We start from the raw sequence: 19,428 nt of genomic DNA, 5'->3' as shown, positions 1-19,428 counted from the left end.
TTTAGAAAACCACTGTAACAAAGGTAGTGGTTTTCTAAATGAGAACAAGTTCTTTGAACGTTTTGTTTACGTGTTAGTCAAAATCGACTACTGTGATTCCGGCACCGCCAAACTGTACATGTTCGTCGGCATAGTGGCTGACTCCCGGTACGGTGGCCAGATATTGGCGGATAAGTGTACGAAGTATTCCCGTTCCTGTGCCGTGAAGGATACGTACACGATCCATGCCGACTAATATGGCATCATCAATAAAATAGGTGACTGCCTGTAAGGCTTCATCTCCACGCATTCCGCGTACATCAATGTCCTGTTTGAAGCTAAGCTTCTTTTCATACATCTGATCGTGTGTCTGGCTGCTGACAAAGGTGCTTTTTGCAATCCCTTCCGTCTTGGGCGTATGATTGGCACGTTCCAGACGGTCTATTTTTACGGTCGTTTTTATGCTTCCAAAAGCAACAGTCGCATTTTTACCACTGATTTCCATCACTTGGCCGACGCTTGTCTGTCCTTTGATTTTTACATTTTCTCCTACTGCAATCGGCACTATTTTAGGGGCACTTGAGGGAGAAGAGACTGCAGCTTTCGGTTCGCTCTTCTTGTTTTTCTTCCGTTCTTGCTTCTCCTTTAGTTTCTCCATTTTTTGTGCAATTTTCTCTTCATGCTCTTTAGATGCCAGTGCATCCAGAGAAGTACGGAAGTCTGTCAGTTCCTGACGTGCCTGGCGTGTCTTTTCCTTTTCGGCTTGTGCTTCCTTTATCGTACGAATCGTATTTTCAATGCGGGCATTGGATTCCTGAAGCATGCGTTCCGCTTCTTCTTTTGCTTGCCGGATAATCTCTTTCCGGGATTTTTGCAATTCTTCCATCTCTGTCTGGTAACGGGCAATGGTTTCTTCCATGTGCTTTTCCCGTTGACGGATGGTTTGACGTTTCCCTTCCCAGTAACGCTTGTCGCGTACAATGTCCTGAAGGTATTTGTCTGCATTGATATATTCGCTTCCTACGATTTCCGAAGCATCTGCGATGACATCTTCCGGTAGTCCGATTTTTCGTGCAATTTCTACGGCGAACGAACTTCCCGGATTACCGATTTGTAATTGGAAAAGTGCTTGCATGAGATGACGGTCGTAAAGCATGGCTCCGTTCACTACTCCTTCATGATCTTCGGCAAAATGTTTCAAATTCTGGTAGTGGGTAGTGATGACTCCGAATGTTCCTTTCTGGTTGAAACGTTTCAGTACAGCTTCGGCAATAGCACCTCCGATTTGCGGCTCCGTACCTCCACCGAACTCATCAATCAGGATGAGGCTCCGTTCGTTACAGCTCTTCATCATGATTTTCATATTGGTCAAGTGAGAAGAGTAGGTACTCAAGTCATCTTCAATAGATTGCTCATCACCAATATCGATAAAGATGCTACTGAATATACCGGCATGACTACGTTCGTGCAAGGGAATCAGCATACCGCATTGCAGCATATATTGCAGCAAACCGACTGTTTTCAAACAGACGGACTTACCTCCGGCATTCGGTCCGGATATAATAAGGATACGTTGTTTTTGATCGAGCTCTATATCCAGTGGTACGACTTTCTTTCCATGTTTGGCTAATGAAAGTTGTAATAAAGGATGCACTGCCATTGTCCAATCCAGTAGTTGCTCATTCTCTACGGCGGGTTTCAGACTATTGGTCTGTATGGCGAAGTAACTTTTCGCACGGATAAAATCTATCTCTGCCAGAAATTCGTATGATTGAAGAATTTCCGGGATAGATGGACGAAGGGTATTCGAGAACTCGGTAAGGATGCGAATGATCTCACGTCGTTCATCACCTTCGAGTTCGCGGATGCGGTTGTTGGCTTCTACCACTTCCGCCGGTTCTATAAACACTGTTTTTCCACTGGCGGATTCATCGTGTACGATACCTTTGATTTTTCGCTTGAGTCCGGGGGCAACTGGAATCACCAGACGTCCGTCACGCATGGTGGGAGCTACATCTTTGTCCACGTATCCTTCGGACTGCGCGCTACGCAGGATGCTGTTTAATGAACGGGAAATATTTCCCATCGTACTGGCAAGTTCGCGACGTATGCGGGCTAATTCGGTAGAGGCATTATCCTTGATTTTTCCATATTTGTTAAGGATGCCATCTATTTTTCCTATCAGTTGCGGGAACACGGCAATATCTCCTGCCAGTCGTTTCAGGCTGGGGTAGGGGGTATTGTTTTCTTCTTCATCTTCATTCCGATGTAGAAAGCGTACAATGTCACGGATGGTTTCTAATGAACGGCGTAGGTCAAATAATTCTTGTTCGTCCAAATACATTCCTTCTATCCGCACACGTTTTAGCGAAGGACGAACATCAAAGAAAAATTGATCGGGAAATCCGTCCTCTTCCTGGATGATGCGGACAAACTCTGTTACTTGGTTTAATTTCTCCTCAACCTCTTCATGTTGCTCGGAAAAGTTCATGTCTGTAACTCTTTCTTCACCTAAAGTACTGAGGCACTTATCTTTTAGTAACTGTCTTATCTGGTCGAATCCTATCTTTTGCTCAAAGTTTTGAGGGTATATCATATTTCTGTTCTTACTAATGAACTGCAAAAATACGATTAATTCGCGAAAAAAATATCAGAATGTTTGCAGATTTAAAAATGATTCGTACCTTTGCACCGCTTTCAACAGAAAGCACTTCTGATAAAGGAGTTTTGGAGAGGTGGCAGAGTGGTCGATTGCGGCGGTCTTGAAAACCGTTGTACTGCGAGGTACCCGGGGTTCGAATCCCTGTCTCTCCGCAATAAAGGGTGTAAATCAAGCATTTGCGAGATTTACACCCTTTTTTACACCCAAGAATGTAAAATTGGGTGTTTTTGTATTTTTTAAGATTCTTCAAAAGAATGTCAATTACAAAGCGATTGGTATTTCTATGGACTGGCAGAATGAACCTTTATGACGAAAAATATAGTTATTCAAAAAAATAAATATCTTAAATATGGAATTCATTTGCCAAATATGAAATTTCTATTCATATATTCCTCTTTTGTAATTCATTAGATATTGGGTAAAAGTCTTGCCTGTTTCTTTTTTGAAAAAACGCATGAGGTGACTGGGGTCGGAAAAGTGGAACTCGTCTGCCAGTTGGCTCACATTCAGATTGGAGAACAGTAGCTCATTTTTCAGCTCTTCCAAAAGACGTTGCTTGAGTAAGTGAATGGCTGATACACCAAATTGCGCCATGACAGAATTATTCAAGGTGATACGACTTACCCGAAGCATATCAGCATATTCTTGAACGCGCTGTGTCGTTCGGATATGTTTTTCGAGTAAGTCCTTGAATTTGAATGCGTAATTGTTTTTTGGCACTTCGACAGGTAGACGATAAGTTTGAGCGTATGCCCGGTTGATAATTACCAGTAGATAATAAAGCACTGACACAATGAGGTTGTAAGTGTCTACCACAGGATGTTGTAGTTCTTGTTTTATCTTTTTTAAGAGGCGCATATATTCCGTCAGCTCCTCCGGCTCGGCAAACAAGTAGGGCGGTGTATCAGTCTGATAATAATACAACAGCCGATATACGAAGAACTTGTCAGCAATGAACGTGCGCATAAAGTCTTCGCGGAAAATAAGAAAAGTGTAATCTAGTTCTACCTCGTTCACGTGCCATTCCTGTTGCTGGTGCGGCGACAAAAGCAGCACCATACCATCCCGTAACTCCACTTTTCGGAAGTTCAGCAACAAATATCCATTGGCACGACGAAAGAAATAGAAGCTGAAAAAATCTGTCTTAAACGCCTTATGCTCGGTCAAGACACCACAGATGTCCTTGCTTTCGCCTGTGTTAATGTAGAAGTCTACGCCACATTGCGTTTTATTGAACGGAACGCTTACAAGTCTTTCGGGATTGATTATAGCTTTCATCACTCTTGTTTTTTGCTTTCTGCAAATATACATCATTCTTTTATCAAAATGGCATATATTCCTGTTTTTAAGGCATAGAGACATTGGGATATCCTTTCGAACTTTGTACCCGAAAAATAATACAGAACATAACATCATGAACGAAAAAGCAATTATTCGGTTGGTACGCAGTGCCACCTTGAAAATCAACTATGCAGGACATACCATTCTTATTGACCCCGTATTTGCCGACAAAGGAACCCTGCAATCAGCTCTCGGTGTATATAAGAATCCGAGGGTACATCTCGTAATGCCTATTAGCGACATTACTGAAGGTGTTGATATGGTACTGCTCACCCACAACCACATCGACCATTACGAACCAAGTGTAAAGCAGCATTTGCCGAAAGACATTCCTTTCTACACCCAGCCACAAGATAAGGCCGCCATCCTGAAAGATGGTTTCTCAAATGTAGAAGCGATTGAAGAGAGCATAACCTTAGGTCATCTGACCATCCACCGTGCTATTGGCCATCACGGTTTCGGTCAGATAGGCCAGATGATGGGACCTGTTTCGGGCTATGTGCTGATGTCCGAAGGGCTTCCGACTATTTATATCATGGGCGATTGCAAATGGGAAGAATGTACTCTTGCTACCGTGGAAAAGTATCGTCCTAATTATATTGTGGTGAACAGTGGCGGTGCGGTATTCCCCGAATTCTCTAAGACGGACGGTTGTATCATCCCCAATGAACAGGAAGTAATGGCGATGCTTGACACACTCCCCCCACACATCAAGCTGATTACCGTACACATGGATGCCATCGATCATTGCCAGACCACCCGTGCCATCCTTCGCAACGAAGCTCGCCATCACGGGACGGATATGAGCCGACTGATTATACCGGAAGACGGAGAAAGCATAACACTTAAATAACTGTATAAACAATCATTTCAAAATATTAGAAAGATGAAAAAGATTAGGAAAATCGCGGTAGAACAGAATTTCGCCGCGATCAGTGTCGGTAAGTTGAATGAACTGAATGAATACGAACTTCAGCTTGGCCCGGATGTGAAAATTCCCGGAAAAGTATTCTGCAGCACCGCTCTCGGAACTACGGGAAGCGAGTTTTCTTTCCAGTCATTCGCCCCGGGTACAGAAACCGGATTTCTGCATAGTCACAAGAGTCATGAGGAACTTTATTTTTTCCTCTCCGGTAAAGGTGAATTTCAAGTAGACGGAACAGTGTTCCCAGTGGAAGAAGGTAGCGTTGTCAGGGTATCTCCTGCAGGAAAACGAAGTGTCCGTAACAACGGAACGACTCCGCTCCTCATGCTCTGCATACAATATTGCAGCAATACATTCTCACAGGAGGATGCCACTGACGGAATCATACTGAAAGAACCGGTAAAATGGAAAGTCTCTCCGAAATGATTCTAAAAAGGAACTCTAAGCAGATGACTATCTGTATAAAATCCCTGATAAAGAATATGAACATAGTGGTAGGCTGCTCCATCGGGTGCAGCTACTGCTATGCCCGTAACAACTGCCGCCGTTTCCATATTACGGACGACTTCTCCGTACCGGAATATATGGTGCGAAAGCTGCGTATCATCGACACGCCCAAGCCTCACGTATGGCTGATGACCGGAATGAGCGATTTCTCCGATTGGAAGCCTGAATGGAATGCGGAAATATTCAGACGAATGAAAAGCAATCCGCAACACGCTTATATATTCCTTACGAAATGTCCGGACAAGATCAGTTTCTCTACAGATGACGAGAATGTATGGATGGGCGTGACCGTCACGCGCAATTCCGAAAAAAAGCGGCTAGACGATTTGAAAAGAAATATCAAGGCCAAGCACTACCATGTCACTTTCGAACCTATTTTCGATGAAATCGGCGATATAGATTTCGAGGGTATCGACTGGATTGTCATAGGTACGGAGACCGGACATCGGAAAGGCAAAGTGGATTCCCGTCCCGAATGGGTGCTTCACATTGCCGACCAAGCCCAAACACAGGGCGTCCCCGTGTTTATGAAAGAGGATTTGCTGCCTATAATGGGCGAAGAAAGGATGATTCAGGAACTGCCGGAACAATTTACAAAACGCTTACAATGAATACCGAAATAATCAAAGAAATAGACGTACAGAGCGTTATGACCAAATCCTCACTGCCGGTCGGAGGATATTCGGTCAACCCTTACGTGGGCTGTCCCCACGCCTGTAAGTATTGCTACGCATCGTTTATGAAACGATTCACCGGGCATACAGAACCGTGGGGTGCATTTCTGGACGTGAAGAACTGGAAACCGATAGCCAATCCGCACAAATATGACGGAGAGCGCATTGTGATAGGTTCCGTGACGGATGGTTACAACCCGTATGAGGAGCAATTTTGCCGTACCCACAGGCTGCTCGAAGAGCTGCGTGGGAGCAACGCCGAGATTATGATATGCACTAAGTCCGACCTTGTCCTGCGCGACCTCGACCTGTTGAAGCGTTTTCCCAAAGTAACGGTGTCATGGTCGGTCAATACGCTTGACGAGCGTTTTCGTACGGATATGGACAATGCCGTGAGCATAGAACGTCGTCTGAACGCAATGCGTCAGGTCTATGAGGCGGGCATCCGTACCGTGTGTTTTGTATCGCCCATATTCCCCGGAATAACCGATATGAAGGCGATTATCGAGAAAGTGAAAGGATATGCCGATTTGATATGGCTCGAAAACCTGAATCTGCGCGGGCAGTTCAAGGGAGGGATAATGACGTATATCCGTGAGAAGCATCCCGACCTCTTTCCGTTATACGAAGAAATATACAACAAAAAGAGGCTTGATTACTGGCAGGCATTGGAACAGGACATTTCCCAATACGCCAAGGCACAGGGGTTTCCATATAGAATAAATGATTTGCCTTACGGGCGCTCGGAAAAAGGCAAGCCGGTTATCGTAAATTATTTCTACCACGAAAAGATACGATTGACTAAATGAGGGAAAGATATTGACAATATGGTATATTAATAGTGAATAAGATATTCTTTTATTGCTTATTTTACTTTAGAATAGTTAGACAACTTAGATTTTGTACTATATATTACGATAGAAGTACAATCCATGATGAATTGTACTTCTCTATATTACATCCTGAATCCTCTGGATTTTTGTTCTTTCTGCACTGAGTTACGCAGATGCTGCTGTAACTTCTCCCATTGTTCTTTGAACCATTCGCTGATTGGCTGTTGGTTTATAGTCAGCATCAATTTATTCTTATCGATCGGGCTTCGTTCAATTTTGAAAATTACATTTTTTGTTTCAAATCTCTGTCTATATTCTTCGGAATAGATTTTTCCACTACATCTGAGAGCTTCCTTTTTGTATAAAAGAGAATCAACCATCCCCTTGGTAAAACCAGTGACATAGCATAATTTTTCCATTCTCAGCATTTCTTTGAGTAATGGGAACCAGCATAATGCCTTTTCAAGCAGGGTGTTTAGCCGTGATATTTCTTTGTCTTTAGCTTCAATCTCTTTATTATGTATTCCTTGAAGATTGCGTATTTGTCTGCCGTGCTGTTCCTGCATTTGTTGCATCTGAATTTTTAATTCATCAGTAGCTTTGTCCCGGTTGGCAATCTCCTGATGTAGCTGCTCGATGTTATGTTCCAGTTCTTTCAACTTACCGCTTCCGAAAAGAGAACCTACGCTGCTGGTTATGGCAGTGGCTACATCGGTAGCTGCACTTTTGAGTTTGTCTGTACGTATCTCAGCTTTTACCTGTTTGAGTTCCTGTTCGGCAAGGCTTACCTGTTGCTCCTTGTGTCGCTTGGTTTCTTCTATACGTTGCAGTTCGGCTTTCTGCTTCTCAATGATGAAATCGTTTCGTTCCAGATGCTCTTTACCTGTGACAGCTTTTGTCTGCCCACGTTCCATTAGCAGAATATCGGAAGCAAGGGTCTGCATGGTTGCCATATCCTCGTCATTGAGCTTTCGGCTCTTCCCGGTTTCGTGGTTCATCCAGTCGAATACGATATGAGCATGATAGTTCGGCTTGAACCATCTGCTTCCTATTTGGAAGCTCTCTTTGTCTTCCGCTTCCGGCTGACCGTTCAGCCAATGCCCTTCGTCTTTATGCAGGAAAATCTGTAGCGGAGTGATGCCCCAGCGTCTTTGGCACTCTTCACCGAATTTGCGTACATCAGCCAGTGTGGTGTCCGGTCTGATAAGCAATACTCCTTCACGGATGGGTGAGCATCCCGCCACCTTGATAATCTTTCCATTCTTTCCCTTGCGTTCCCTTTCCTTTTCCTGCATGGCACGTCCGGTCTTTTCCTTGACCATTTGCTTGATATTGTCATAATGAGTTCGCAGTTCGGGAGTGCCGAAGTCGGGATTTATCCACTGTTCGTTATCGGTGGAAAGTTCGGGAACGACATAGATTCTGGACTCCCCGATATTACGCATATACTCGGCAGTCCTTCGGTTGTGTGCCTCGCTCGATGCGATGTTGCAAGGCTTGATGTGTATGCTTGATTTTGTTGCCATAGCTTCTTTTCTTTGTTTACAATTAATTTACTTTGCTCGCTTTCGCAGAGGGGTTATTTTATGAATCTCGGCTGCATTCGGCATAGGTCAAGCAAGTTTGCCTCTGCTCTCATTTGCACGAGATTTCTTAGGGGTAACCCATAAGCGGAGATTGCAAAGAGAGGGTCACTCTTTGCTCGGGGTTCTCAGGGGTGAAACGCCCTGAGTGGGTCATTAGGGCAAAGCCCTAATCCCCTCGGGAGAGCCCACAACTACGAAAGCGGAGCGTGTAGTTATAGTGGGCTATAACCGGAAGCCGCTCTTCTTCTCCGGTGATTGGCTGCGCACCCCTTTGGCGGACTGGAGCTGCCTTTTTCTTTCAACCTGTTTCTGTAAGTATTCGTTCAAGTCCTTGCATCCGCTGTAAATCTGCGAAGCGTCCCGGATGTACCGGTCTCTGCCGTATTCCATGCGGATTTGCCGGAGTGCTTCCATTCCTGCATGGTCGTTGTCGAAAAAGCAGTGGATGCGTTCGTAATTGCCCAACGGATAGAGAGCCTTGTTCACATTCGATACGGAGTTCAATACAATATAGTCCTGCCCGTCCAATTCCGGATAATTTGGGCAGCTCTCTTGTCTCAATGTCAGAAAGGAAAGGTAGTCCATGAAACCCTCGAACACATAGCAGGCAGTCCTTGCTTTTCCCGACTGTCTGATGTGGGAGATTTCCTTGGGGGCGATGCAGCCCTTGAAATAGGGGTTACGAACCTCAAACCCACCCGAACCGTTAGGGAATGCGATGGCAAAGTAACGCTTGCCGTTGTGGGTGTAACGGGCTTCACTACATTCTCTTTTTGCCAGTTCCAGATTTATTCCTCTACCTTGTAAATAGGAAAGCAGGGCAGGAGACGATAGCGGTACTATCTCCAGCTGTTGGAAGCTCGGACCGAAAGAGTCCTGCTTGCCAAAAGAGAAAGATACCGGGTGTACATGCGGTGTCTGTTCCGCAATCCGCTCCAGCAGGTAAGGTACATGGTCGGTAGCATACAGGTGTGCAGCCAGTTCAATGATACCGCCCCCTTTCCCTAAACGTAGGCTCGGTACAGAACGCCTTACTGCCTTTCGGCAGTAGGTTTTCCCGTACCTGCCCCCAAACCGTACTTGCATGTCTCCACGCATACGGCTCTCCGTTGATAACATGACTTTATTTAGCATGGCTGTGTATTTTGGCATAACACTTTTCACAGACAACCAATGTCTTCCTATGCTTTTCAAGCATCAGCCTGTCGCATTCAGTTTTTCCTTTAAGCTGATTTAGCTTTCTGACATGACGCATGACTACAGGTCCGACTTTTCCACATAATTCACATGTTCTCGCATCCAATCGCTCAGTAAGTGTCGGCTGTGGAATTGCGATTGTGTAGGATAAGTCGTTTACCTCCGTATAGTACATTGGTGGTTTACGTTTGAATCCCTCATTATAGAATTTCCTGTACCGTAATTTACCTTTTGCATCCTGATATGGCACTATAATGTCATTCCCAACCTTATATTTGTCAATGACTTTGCTTACAGTGCTATTGGTTTTTCCTGCAATGGTATGGTACATACTGTACTCCATGATGTATCCAAACTTTGAGAGCGCGTATGCCACGTTGTTGGCAATGCAGTAGTAGTTGTAGAACCCTCTGATTTCAGAGTTATATGCCGCCACTATGTCCTCGATTTTCTTCTTCATAAGATTGCCTCTGAACTTTGCAAACCAAACTTGTCGGCCATTTTCTACCTTGTATCTGATGGCGCTGTATTCTTCCAGTTTGTTCCGCACCGTTTCTATGGCGACCTTTAGGACTATCTTACCGTTGTAATAACGGGCTGGCACATTGTTCTTGTCCCGCTTGATAGCATCAGACTTACGGACTGAAACATCGAAGCCAAGAAATTTCGCGGGCTTTTGTGCGTTTGTTATCAATGTCTTTTCCTGTGACAGTTCCAGCTTGAGGTTTTCTTCCATATACTTGGTAATGTCCGACTTGATTTTAACGCACTCTGCCTTGCTTCCGATAACACCAATGAGGAAATCATCTGCGTATCTTACGTATCGAAGCCTTCTGTATGTTTCATCCATACTGTCTCTGCTCTCAATCTTTTGCCTTTCACGTCTCAGTTTCTCATACTCATCCCTAAGCTGTAATCTGACATCTGCATCCTGTATGTTCTTGATGCTTTTAAGGATGCGTTGCATCTTATCGCTAAGTTGCTTGTATTCTTTGGTGATGTGTCTTTCTTTTCCCTTATTGAAGCGTAGGGCGTATTCTTCCATATACTTGTCAAAATTATCAAGATAAATGTTTGCCAGTATAGGACTGATATTACCGCCTTGTGGAGTTCCCTTGTTTGTATTATGAAACTTCCAGTCTTCAATATATCCCGCATTCAACAACTTGCGGATAAGCCTTAGAAATCTATCATCGGCAATCCGTTTCCGCAAAGTTGCAATCAATACATTGTGGTCTATGTTGTCGAAGAATCCTTTAATGTCTCCTTCCACAAACCATTTTGTACCTGTAAATGTCTTTTGGATATGGGTCAATGCGGTATGGCAGCTTCTGTTTGGTCTGAATCCATGTGAGGTGTTTGCAAACACCTCTTCATAGACGGCTTCAAGAATCATGCGCACCACCTCCTGTACAAGTTTGTCCTCAAAGGAAGGAATTCCAAGCGGTCTTTTCTTACCGTTTTTCTTGGGTATGTATATCCTTTTTGCCGGATTAGGCTTGTAAGACTCATCTCTCAAAGATGCAATGACTTTGTTTATTCTTTGAAGACTCATCCGATTGATGGTTTTCCCATCCGTACCGGGTGTCATATTGCCTGGTTTGGCGTAAATACGCTGGTAAGCAACATGAAACATCTCCTCATTGAATAAGATACGGTACAGCCTTTCGAACTTGTAATCCGAAACTTTACCATGCTTGTTTAAAGCTTTTAATACTTGCTCAGGACTTCTCATAATGTCTCACACATTTTCCATTATTTGTATTAAGTTATCTAACTGCTTCCCTTCGCCATGTTACAAGGCTTTCCCTTGCTCGGACTACTACGGAAGCTCCGTTCCCATGTCAGATATTCAGGGTCCTATGCCCATAGCCTTACGGCATTCTGATTTAGGGAATCCCCATTTGCTTTCACAATAACTGTTTGGCTCGGCAGACTGTCGGATGCGACTTACGTTCCTATTCCACTTATTGTGGTTGCTCTGAAGCCAGCTCCTGCTCCATTGTAATTTCGGTTTACATGGGGTGCTTCAGCCCGACGTGAATCAAATACCTTTCGTCGGGGCTGGTACGTGTGCAGCAGAACTATCGTTCAACCAATCAGGCTTCATCCTTGTGTCTGTCTTTTCCTCTCGCCATGCAGTCGCAGCTTGGTATTTAGCTGACTAATGACTTTACCGACATGCTTTTGTCACCTTTGGATTTCTCCTCCAGCTAAGTCGTTGAGGATAGGTCTGTTGAACTCTAACCTAATCTCTTGCCATAGAGATATTTATTGTGTAGCCTATATGGGCGCATCGAAGTCGTACCACTGGTTGCGTTCGGTGTTCACTTTGAAGGAAGCCTCTGTTTCTTCCCTCAAGGGAGATTTGTACCAAAGGTTGATACCCTGCTGTTTGACGGGTGAATACCCCAGGCTGTGCAGGTAGTCAGCCAGATTGATTTGTTTTGCAGTCTCGATGTTCATAAGGAAATCGTTTTTAGTGAGTGCTTTGATTATTTCTCTTTTTGCCCGCAACTCTTAAAAGTATGCGGTCAGTACAATCACTTCACTAAACTCCTAATATATAGACCCCCGGAATAAAGTGAAGTGATTTGTCTGTTTCTGAAATCACTTCACTAAATTGTCGTATATATAGGATACGGGAATAAAGTGAAGCGATTTTCGGGATTGTCGGCTAATAGTGGTAATCGGGCTTGAAGGAATACTTCCTGCCGTTTTCCTGCACTATCATCCGTTTGTTGCGCAGCATGGTGATAAGCGCCACTGCATTCTGGTGATTCAGTCTAACCCCTTCTGCCAGATAAGTCCTGATTAAGGTGTCTTCCAGCTCCTTGTAGCCGTATTCCTCTTTCAGTGCAAAAGCGGCTTCCAGTGCGGCACGGTGCTGCGGTTCTGAAATATCCTTGTAAGGGTCAAACTTTTCCACCGAGGGTCTTCCCGGCTTCCTTGCTTCCGGCTTGTAGCCTTCCGCAAGTTCGGGCAGGGCTCTGTCGTTGATGCAGAATGCAAAAGGCTCGAAATCCATCGCCCGGATGTGCATGGCGGAAACATGGCTGATGTCGCTGTTCCCCTTGTCCTTTTCCACCAGCAGGACTGTTTCCGCCTTGTTGTTCAGTTCCGTACCAATGTGCCCTCTTGCGTTCTCATCCCCCTTGTTCTGATGCAGTATCGTATGGATATGAATCTGCCTGTCGTCCGTCCACTGCATCAGCTTGGATATGATGCGGGTGGATTCACCGGGGCTGTTGATGTCGTACACCATATCCCGGATGCCGTCTATGATGACCAGCCCAATATCCGGTGAGTGGTAGATAGCCTGTTCTACAATGCTGATGCGCTGTTCCGGGGTGTATTTTCTCAAAGCGAGAAACTCCAGATAACCGCTGTCCCTGTCATCGGGCAATCCTGCCATCCGCAGGATCCGCTTCATCACTTTCAGGCAGTGGTAGGGGCTTTGCTCCGTATCTATATAAAGCACTTTCCGCTTTTCCTCGGGCAGTTCAGCCGCATATCGTAACACGGTACCGTTCTTCAATGCAGCGGCTACGATAGCCGATACATTGAAGGTTTTCTTGCTCTTGGCTTTGCCGATGGATGCGCTGAAATTGCCCAGCGTCCCGATGACAGAGCCGTGTACTTTCAGAATTTCGGGGGCTTTTTCGTAGCATCTTGACAGACTTAGCCGGGATTCCTGCCAGAGGATAACGGCTTGTTCGGGTGATATTTCTTTTATATAGTCCATAATCACCTCCTTTATCTGCGTCCTCCGGTTTTCTTGCCAGCCAGTTCCAGCGCCAGTTCCGCATCCACGATAATCTTGCGTCCAATCTGGGTAATGGCTTTGTCTATCTTTCCGCTTTTCTTGATGCGGTTGGCTGTGGGCAGGCTGCACCCGAAAAGCTTGGCTATGCCGAGTATGCCGTACACGTACTTTCTTTCCGTGTCGGTGGTCGGCTGCGGTTGCGCCTCTGCCTGTACCGAAGCGTGTCTGCTTAGAAAAAGGAACTCTTCGCCTGTCATCTGCCAGACGGGTTTCACTAACAGTTCTTTGAGGTTGTTCATCGTCCGTATGATTACTTGTTTGACAATAGCCCTGCGCACAGGCTGTTTCTTCTGTTCTCGAACGATGCAAAATTAGGTAGGGTTTTGAGTGGTAAGTATGTGGATGATAGATATGGATTGTTCTGTTATATCGCTGAATATCAAGAAATAAAAATACCACTCAAAAATTATTTTGAGTGGTATAAGTGGTCATGTCGTAAAATATATTGGAATATCACGGGTTATCGGAATATTCCGTCCATTTCCTTGGCGAACTTTTGGTTGGGAATACTGGGTAAATCGGAAACGGGTTCCCTGTACTTGGACTTGTAATAGTCTTCATCAATATCCAGGTGTTTCAGGATGGCTTCCTTCCATTTGTCCTTATCCTGCCCCGGCAACTGCTCCCTCATCAGGGAAATCAGATAGCATACCCGTATCTTTTCCCTTGGCTTTATTTTCAGTACGCACTGGCAGGGATGCAGATTCATGCAGGCATAGAAATCCGGTGCGGTAATGTCTTCAAACTGTTCCCCTGCACAAACTTCATGAATTAGGGAAATCAGCTTCATGCTGAAATATTCAGGCAATCCGGCAGTCGTAGCTGTAGTCGATGCGGTTGTAGTTTCAGCTTCCGGCTGGCTGTCTGTACGGCTCTGCCTGTCTGCTTCGTTCGGTTGGCTTTCTTCGTCCGGTACATATTTGGTCAGGATGCCCATGAAGTGTACGCTAAGCAGGTAGATGTCGTCGCAACGGTTTTTCATGTATTGCCGGGCTTCTTTCCAGAGAAGGGTTTGCTGCTCATAAAGATGCTCCAGTTGGGCTTTCTCCCTTTCATATTCAGCCTTGCAACGCTCATATTCTCTTTCCGCCAGCTTTTCTTCTTCGGGTGTATGCTCTCGGTAGCCAATGGAATCATAGCGGTTGTTGGCTTCGTTCATCGGTTTGCGCAGCCTGTTTACCACTTCCATCTCTTCCTTGATGGTTTCCTTGTAGCGGTCTGCGTATTGGTAGCATACACGTATGATCACTTCGTCATGGAGAAGGCGGTAAGATTCATAAAGCCGTATGTATTCTTTGACTTCCTTTTTCAGACTTTTCAGCAGCAGGGTACATGGTTCTGGCGGTGTATGCAGCACCAGTTCAAGGATAGCTTGCTCAAAAGCCTTTATATCGCTCCATTTCGAGTAGAAATCAACGATGAATTTCTGCTTTTCAAAAGAGAAAGTATGGCTTACAATCCAATCTTTGCAGATTCTGTTCAGCTCCCCGTATTGAGGAATGAGGGTTGTTATCGTTTTCTGCATGGCATACTCTTATTATTGGGGATCCTTGTCAAGGAAAGAAGCCAGTTCTTCTTCCACTTCTTCTACGCTGGGCAACGCTGATTTCAATTTCTCGGGAATCGCCTTGCTCAATTGGTAATCGCTGATGCCGATGGGCTGGTCATAGCCGGAAAGGGCATACTGGGCAACCACTTCGTCCTTTCCTCTGCACAACAAAAGACCGATGGTCTTGTTGTCGTGTTCTCCTCTCAACTTATCATCCACCACGTTGATGTAAAAGTTGAGTTGTCCGGCATATTCCGGCTTGAAAGGAGTGGCTTTCAATTCTATGACAATATATGCGTGCAACGGAATGGAATATAGAATCAGGTCGGCAAAGAAATCGCTGTTTCCGACTTGGAAGTGCTTCTGCCGGGCAACGAAGGCAAAACCGTTGCCCATTTCCAACAGGTAGCGGGTAACGTGTTTCACCAGCTGTTCTTCAATATCCCTTTCGTCTGCTTTTTCTTTGGCTCCTGCCAAATCAAAGATGTACGGGTCTTTGAGTAGGTAATTGGCAAGGTCGCTTTGTGGAGCCGGAAGTGTGGTCGTGAAATTGTTTACCTTGTTGTTGCTGATTTGTCGGCTATACAAATCACTGTCAATTTGCATTTTCAATACATTGCTGCTCCATCCCATTTCCACAGACTGCTTCATGTACCAGTAGCTTAGACCTAAAGGTAGCGAACTGTCAAGTATAGTCATTTGGCTTGTCCAGTTTATTTTGGCTATAGGAGAGGTCAAGAAAACTTCTTCTATTTCCCTGATTCCCATCCTGTAAATGGCAGACACGGTTTTTCCCACATCTTCAAATTGCGCAGGAACTTCCTGCGTAATTGCTAATGATTGACAATCAATCGATTGTATTTGCGCAGTAAGTTCCTGCGTAAATTGCTTGTCATTCAGTTTTAATACTTCATTGGTCACACTCTGTATGGTTGGGACAGACAGGCTTGCATCTGTTTCTATGAAACTTTGCAACGCTCTTAAAGGATATGCTTTTGCAAACTGGCACATATAGGTAAGGTTACGTTCCGAATAGCCTTTCTTTTCAGGGTAATGCAGTCGGATAGCCTTTGCCAACTGCTTGATGATTTTGCTTCCCCATCCGTGCAGCTGCTGGTGATAAAGGATGTAATTGCCTATCTTCCAGTAATGGAACAGCATTTGTGCATTGGCTGCAACAATCAGCCTTACTTGTGCCTGTTCTATTTCCGAACCGACCGCTTGTATGAATGCATCAAAATTCGTTTTCTCTATGTTGGATTCCTTGTTGCTCATATTGTGATGATAATTTCTACAAATATAGTCATTGATAACTATCTATGAAACTGTTTGATACTTTTATAGTTGATTAAACTTGTTCATGGCATTTGCCTTAATATCATCCGCTATGTCAATGTAGGGTTTCATAGCTTTGTAGTCGCTGTGTCCCGTCCATTTCATGACCACCTGTGCCGGGATTCCGAGAGCCAGCGCATTGCAGATGAATGTCCTTCTTCCTGCATGGGTACTGAGCAAAGCGTATTTGGGTGTGACTTCATCAATACGTTCATTTCCCTTGTAGTAGGTTTCCCGTACAGGCTCGTTGATTTCTGCCAGTTCGCCCAGCTCTTTCAGGTAATCGTTCATCTTCTGGTTGCTGATGACGGGCAGAGCCATGTAATTCTCGAAATGGATGTCCTTGTATTTGTCCAGTATGGCTTTGCTGTATTTGTTCAGTTCAATCGTCAGGCTGTCGGCAGTCTTGACTGTGGTTATTTCGATGTGGTCGGACTTCACATCGCTTCTTTTCAGATTGCGAACATCCGAATACCGCAAACTCGTAAAGCAGCAGAACAGGAAAACATCACGCACACGTTCCAGGTATTGCTTATCCTTGGGTATCTGGTAGTCTTTCAGCTTGTTCAGTTCATCCCAAGTCAGGAAGATTACTTTTTTCGAGGTGGTTTTCAGTTTCGGTTTGAATGTATCGTATGCAATGTTCTGATGATGTCCTTTCTTGAAGCTCCAGCGCAGGAACCATTTGAGGAATCCCATTTGCTTGCCGATGGTGCTGTTTCTCATATCCTTGGTATCACGCAGGAAGTTGACGTATTCGTTCAATCCAAACTCGTCGAAATAGTTGAACGTTGCATCCTCCTTGAACTCTTTGAGGTGGTTCCTCACTGCTGCAAATTTTTCATAGGTGGATGCCGTCCAGTTATTCTGGTTACCGCACTCTTTTACAAACTCATCGAATACCTCCCAAAAGCTGACAGGGGCTTCTTCCGGCTGTTCTTCGCTGGTGTCTTTCATTCTCATGTTGAAAGCTTCCTTCAACTGTTGGGTCGTTGGCATGACCTCCTGCACCTCAAATTCCTTGAAAATATTCTGGATTTCGGCATAGTATTTCAGCAAGTCCGTATTGATTTCGGCTGCACTCTGCTTTAGCTTGTTGGTACATCCGTTCTTTACCCGCTGCTTGTCTGCATCCCATTTGGCTACGTCAATCCGGTAGCCCGTTGTAAACTCGATGCGTTGGCTGGCAAAGATGACACGCATACGGATGGGTACGTTCTCTACGATTGGCACACCGTTCTTTTTCCGGCTCTCCAATGCAAAAATGATGTTGCGCTTGATATTCATAATTGGGTGCGTTTGAAATTCTACACCCAAATATACACCCAATTATTGAGATAGCAAAAGACATTTAGAAACATTTAGTTTTACTCTATGTTGTAATTTGCACTTGATTATCAGTTGTTTGCGGTTTTATGAGATTCTGTGAAAGTATAAGTTCGAGAGCCTGTCTCTCCGCTTCAATTAATAGATAAATCCCTGTAAAGTAGTACTTTACGGGGATTTTTTTTGTGTATGTGAATAAGATAAGCATAAAAAGGAGCGGTTTCTGTTGAAATAGAAAATAACACTATTTGAACTGTTTATTTTAGAATAAACACTCTTTTTTTAGATTAAATTTATCGGTTTAAAGAATATTATTCCAAAATGCTTATTATCAGTTAAATATCTGTTTTTATCTACTGTCAGATTTCAGTTTTTATATCTACCTTTGTTCTTATTGTACGAGATTTGATAGTTATAATATTAATGAATAGAATGATGAAAAAACAGACCCAAGCGATTCATACACAGTTCCAAAGAAGAGATTCTTACAATTCTCTCAGTATGCCGGTTTACCATACAGCGGCTTATGAATTTGACAATGCCGATGACATGGCTGATGCTTTTTGCGGGCGGACAGATGCTCCGGATTACTCCAGAGTGATGAATCCCACAGTGACTTTTTTTGAGAATAAGGTGAAGGAACTTACGGGGGCAGCAGAAGTCATAGCCCTCAATTCCGGTATGGCGGCTATTAGTAATACATTATTTTCAATTGCAGCTGCAGGAAAGAATATAGTTACATCGCGTCATTTGTTTGGTAATACTTATTCGTTTATTGCTGGTACATTGTCCCGCTTCGGGGTGGAACCTAGATTGTGTGATTTGACAGACATTGGAGCAGTAGAGAAAGTAGTAGACAGTAATACCTGCTGCATTTATATGGAGATTATCACCAATCCGCAGATGGAAGTGGCGGATTTACAGGCGCTCTCACGGATAGTTCATGAAAGGGGAATTCCTCTCATCGTTGATACTACGCTTATTCCTTTCACAGAATTCGATTCACATAGCTTAGGGGTAGATATTGAAGTGGTTTCCAGTACCAAATATTTATCAGGGGGAGCCACTTCCATTGGTGGTTTAGTAATTGATTATGGTACATGTCCGGGATTCGGTAAACGTATGCGTACAGAGATGTTACTCAATCTGGGAGCTTATATGACTCCTCATGTGGCCTATATGCATACTATCGGATTGGAAACATTGGACGCGCGATATCGGATACAGTCTGCCAATGCCGCTATGTTGGCTGGTAAGCTTCGCATATTATCTGCTGTCAAACGTGTGAATTATGTGGGGCTGAAGGATAATCCATACTATGCTTTGGCACAAAGACAGTTTGGTCCGACTGCCGGTGCTATGATTACGATAGACCTGGAAAGTAAAGAGGCATGCTTTGCTTTCATCAACCGACTGAAATTGATACGTCGCGCTACTAACTTGTTTGACAATAAGACGCTTGCTATTCATCCTGCAAGTACTATTTTTGGACCGTTTACTGATAAACAGCGACAGGACATGGATGTGTTGGATACGACTATCCGTTTCTCAATTGGTTTGGAGGATGTGGATGATCTGTTTGACGATGTCAGACAGGCTTTGGATAATAAAAAGGATTAGAAGCAAAAATCCAAAAGTCATATACGAAACTGTAAATATACCGCAAATATGGTATATAAAATGCCATT

General features: G+C 44.3%; 15 protein-coding genes, 1 tRNA gene and 1 pseudogene. 6 read left to right on the top strand and 11 right to left on the bottom strand.

Annotated features, from left to right (window positions below; translation table 11 throughout):
• Positions 1 to 73: 73 nt before the first annotated feature.
• Positions 74 to 2,575, bottom strand: a complete 2,502-nt coding sequence (locus DXB58_RS11350) for an endonuclease MutS2 (protein WP_122136771.1) — start codon at positions 2,573 to 2,575, stop codon at positions 74 to 76.
• A gap of 133 nt (positions 2,576 to 2,708) precedes the next feature.
• Here DXB58_RS11350 and DXB58_RS11345 point away from each other — a divergent pair.
• A tRNA-Ser gene (locus DXB58_RS11345) sits at positions 2,709 to 2,793 on the top strand.
• Positions 2,794 to 3,019: 226 nt separating this feature from the next.
• Here the strand turns inward: DXB58_RS11345 and DXB58_RS11340 are convergent.
• Positions 3,020 to 3,919 (bottom strand): AraC family transcriptional regulator, encoded by a 900-nt coding sequence (locus DXB58_RS11340; RefSeq protein ID WP_025819263.1) that lies wholly within the window; start codon positions 3,917 to 3,919, stop codon positions 3,020 to 3,022.
• Between the two features lie 136 nt (positions 3,920 to 4,055).
• Here DXB58_RS11340 and DXB58_RS11335 point away from each other — a divergent pair, with 136 nt between their 5' ends.
• The 4 genes from DXB58_RS11335 to DXB58_RS11320 are packed head-to-tail and all read left to right on the top strand — an operon-like array spanning position 4,056 to position 6,897.
• Positions 4,056 to 4,835 (top strand): MBL fold metallo-hydrolase, encoded by a 780-nt coding sequence (locus tag DXB58_RS11335; protein WP_005924041.1) that lies wholly within the window; start codon positions 4,056 to 4,058, stop codon positions 4,833 to 4,835.
• Positions 4,836 to 4,868: 33 nt separating this feature from the next.
• Complete coding sequence (locus tag DXB58_RS11330) at positions 4,869 to 5,333, top strand: cupin domain-containing protein (protein ID WP_005924039.1); 465 nt, start codon at positions 4,869 to 4,871, stop codon at positions 5,331 to 5,333.
• Between the two features lie 23 nt (positions 5,334 to 5,356).
• Positions 5,357 to 6,025 carry a radical SAM mobile pair protein A gene (locus DXB58_RS11325; protein ID WP_005924036.1) on the top strand — a complete coding sequence of 223 codons (669 nt, stop codon included), beginning with the start codon at positions 5,357 to 5,359 and terminating at the stop codon, positions 6,023 to 6,025.
• Positions 6,022 to 6,897: a radical SAM mobile pair protein B gene (locus DXB58_RS11320; RefSeq protein ID WP_005924033.1), complete on the top strand. Its 876-nt coding sequence runs from the start codon at positions 6,022 to 6,024 to the stop codon at positions 6,895 to 6,897. The genes DXB58_RS11325 and DXB58_RS11320 overlap by 4 nt, the downstream gene beginning before the upstream one ends.
• A gap of 146 nt (positions 6,898 to 7,043) precedes the next feature.
• On the opposite strand, the gene DXB58_RS11315 is transcribed toward DXB58_RS11320, so the two are convergent.
• The 9 genes and pseudogenes from DXB58_RS11315 to DXB58_RS11275 all read right to left on the bottom strand — a co-directional run bounded on the left by DXB58_RS11315 (position 7,044) and on the right by DXB58_RS11275 (position 17,701).
• A complete protein-coding gene (locus tag DXB58_RS11315; RefSeq protein WP_022210005.1) occupies positions 7,044 to 8,447 on the bottom strand; it encodes a hypothetical protein in 1,404 nt (467 codons plus the stop codon).
• Positions 8,448 to 8,729: 282 nt separating this feature from the next.
• A complete protein-coding gene (locus tag DXB58_RS11310) occupies positions 8,730 to 9,641 on the bottom strand; it encodes a toprim domain-containing protein (RefSeq protein WP_117680874.1) in 912 nt (303 codons plus the stop codon).
• Positions 9,631 to 11,439, bottom strand: coding sequence for a reverse transcriptase/maturase family protein (locus tag DXB58_RS11305; protein ID WP_004308094.1), 1,809 nt, complete (start codon positions 11,437 to 11,439; stop codon positions 9,631 to 9,633). Before DXB58_RS11305 ends, DXB58_RS11310 begins: the two co-directional genes overlap by 11 nt.
• Positions 11,440 to 12,002: 563 nt before the next feature.
• A pseudogene (locus DXB58_RS11300) lies at positions 12,003 to 12,170 on the bottom strand (DNA primase); the annotation flags it as partial.
• A 211-nt stretch (positions 12,171 to 12,381) separates the two neighbouring features.
• The gene (locus DXB58_RS11295) at positions 12,382 to 13,449 is read right to left on the bottom strand and encodes an AAA family ATPase (RefSeq protein ID WP_117463820.1); all 1,068 of its coding nucleotides are present in this window, start codon (positions 13,447 to 13,449) and stop codon (positions 12,382 to 12,384) included.
• An 11-nt stretch (positions 13,450 to 13,460) separates the two neighbouring features.
• The gene (locus DXB58_RS11290) at positions 13,461 to 13,769 is read right to left on the bottom strand and encodes a DUF3853 family protein (RefSeq protein ID WP_005654521.1); all 309 of its coding nucleotides are present in this window, start codon (positions 13,767 to 13,769) and stop codon (positions 13,461 to 13,463) included.
• Positions 13,770 to 13,990: 221 nt separating this feature from the next.
• Positions 13,991 to 15,055: a hypothetical protein gene (locus DXB58_RS11285; protein WP_115485124.1), complete on the bottom strand. Its 1,065-nt coding sequence runs from the start codon at positions 15,053 to 15,055 to the stop codon at positions 13,991 to 13,993.
• A gap of 12 nt (positions 15,056 to 15,067) precedes the next feature.
• Entirely contained in the window at positions 15,068 to 16,354 is a 1,287-nt protein-coding gene (locus DXB58_RS11280; RefSeq protein ID WP_007756662.1) for a YhcG family protein, read from the bottom strand.
• A 63-nt stretch (positions 16,355 to 16,417) separates the two neighbouring features.
• A complete protein-coding gene (locus DXB58_RS11275; protein ID WP_007756660.1) occupies positions 16,418 to 17,701 on the bottom strand; it encodes a site-specific integrase in 1,284 nt (427 codons plus the stop codon).
• 474 nt (positions 17,702 to 18,175) lie between these two features.
• Here DXB58_RS11275 and DXB58_RS11270 point away from each other — a divergent pair, with 474 nt between their 5' ends.
• Positions 18,176 to 19,360 (top strand): PLP-dependent aspartate aminotransferase family protein, encoded by a 1,185-nt coding sequence (locus DXB58_RS11270; protein ID WP_122136842.1) that lies wholly within the window; start codon positions 18,176 to 18,178, stop codon positions 19,358 to 19,360.
• Positions 19,361 to 19,428: the final 68 nt, after the last annotated feature.

The organism is Bacteroides sp. OM05-10AA, from assembly GCF_003439055.1.
In the GTDB taxonomy this organism is placed as follows: Bacteria; Bacteroidota; Bacteroidia; order Bacteroidales; family Bacteroidaceae; genus Bacteroides; species Bacteroides intestinigallinarum.
Note: the sequence above shows the minus strand (reverse complement) of the source record. Positions and strands in the feature narration are given on the sequence as shown.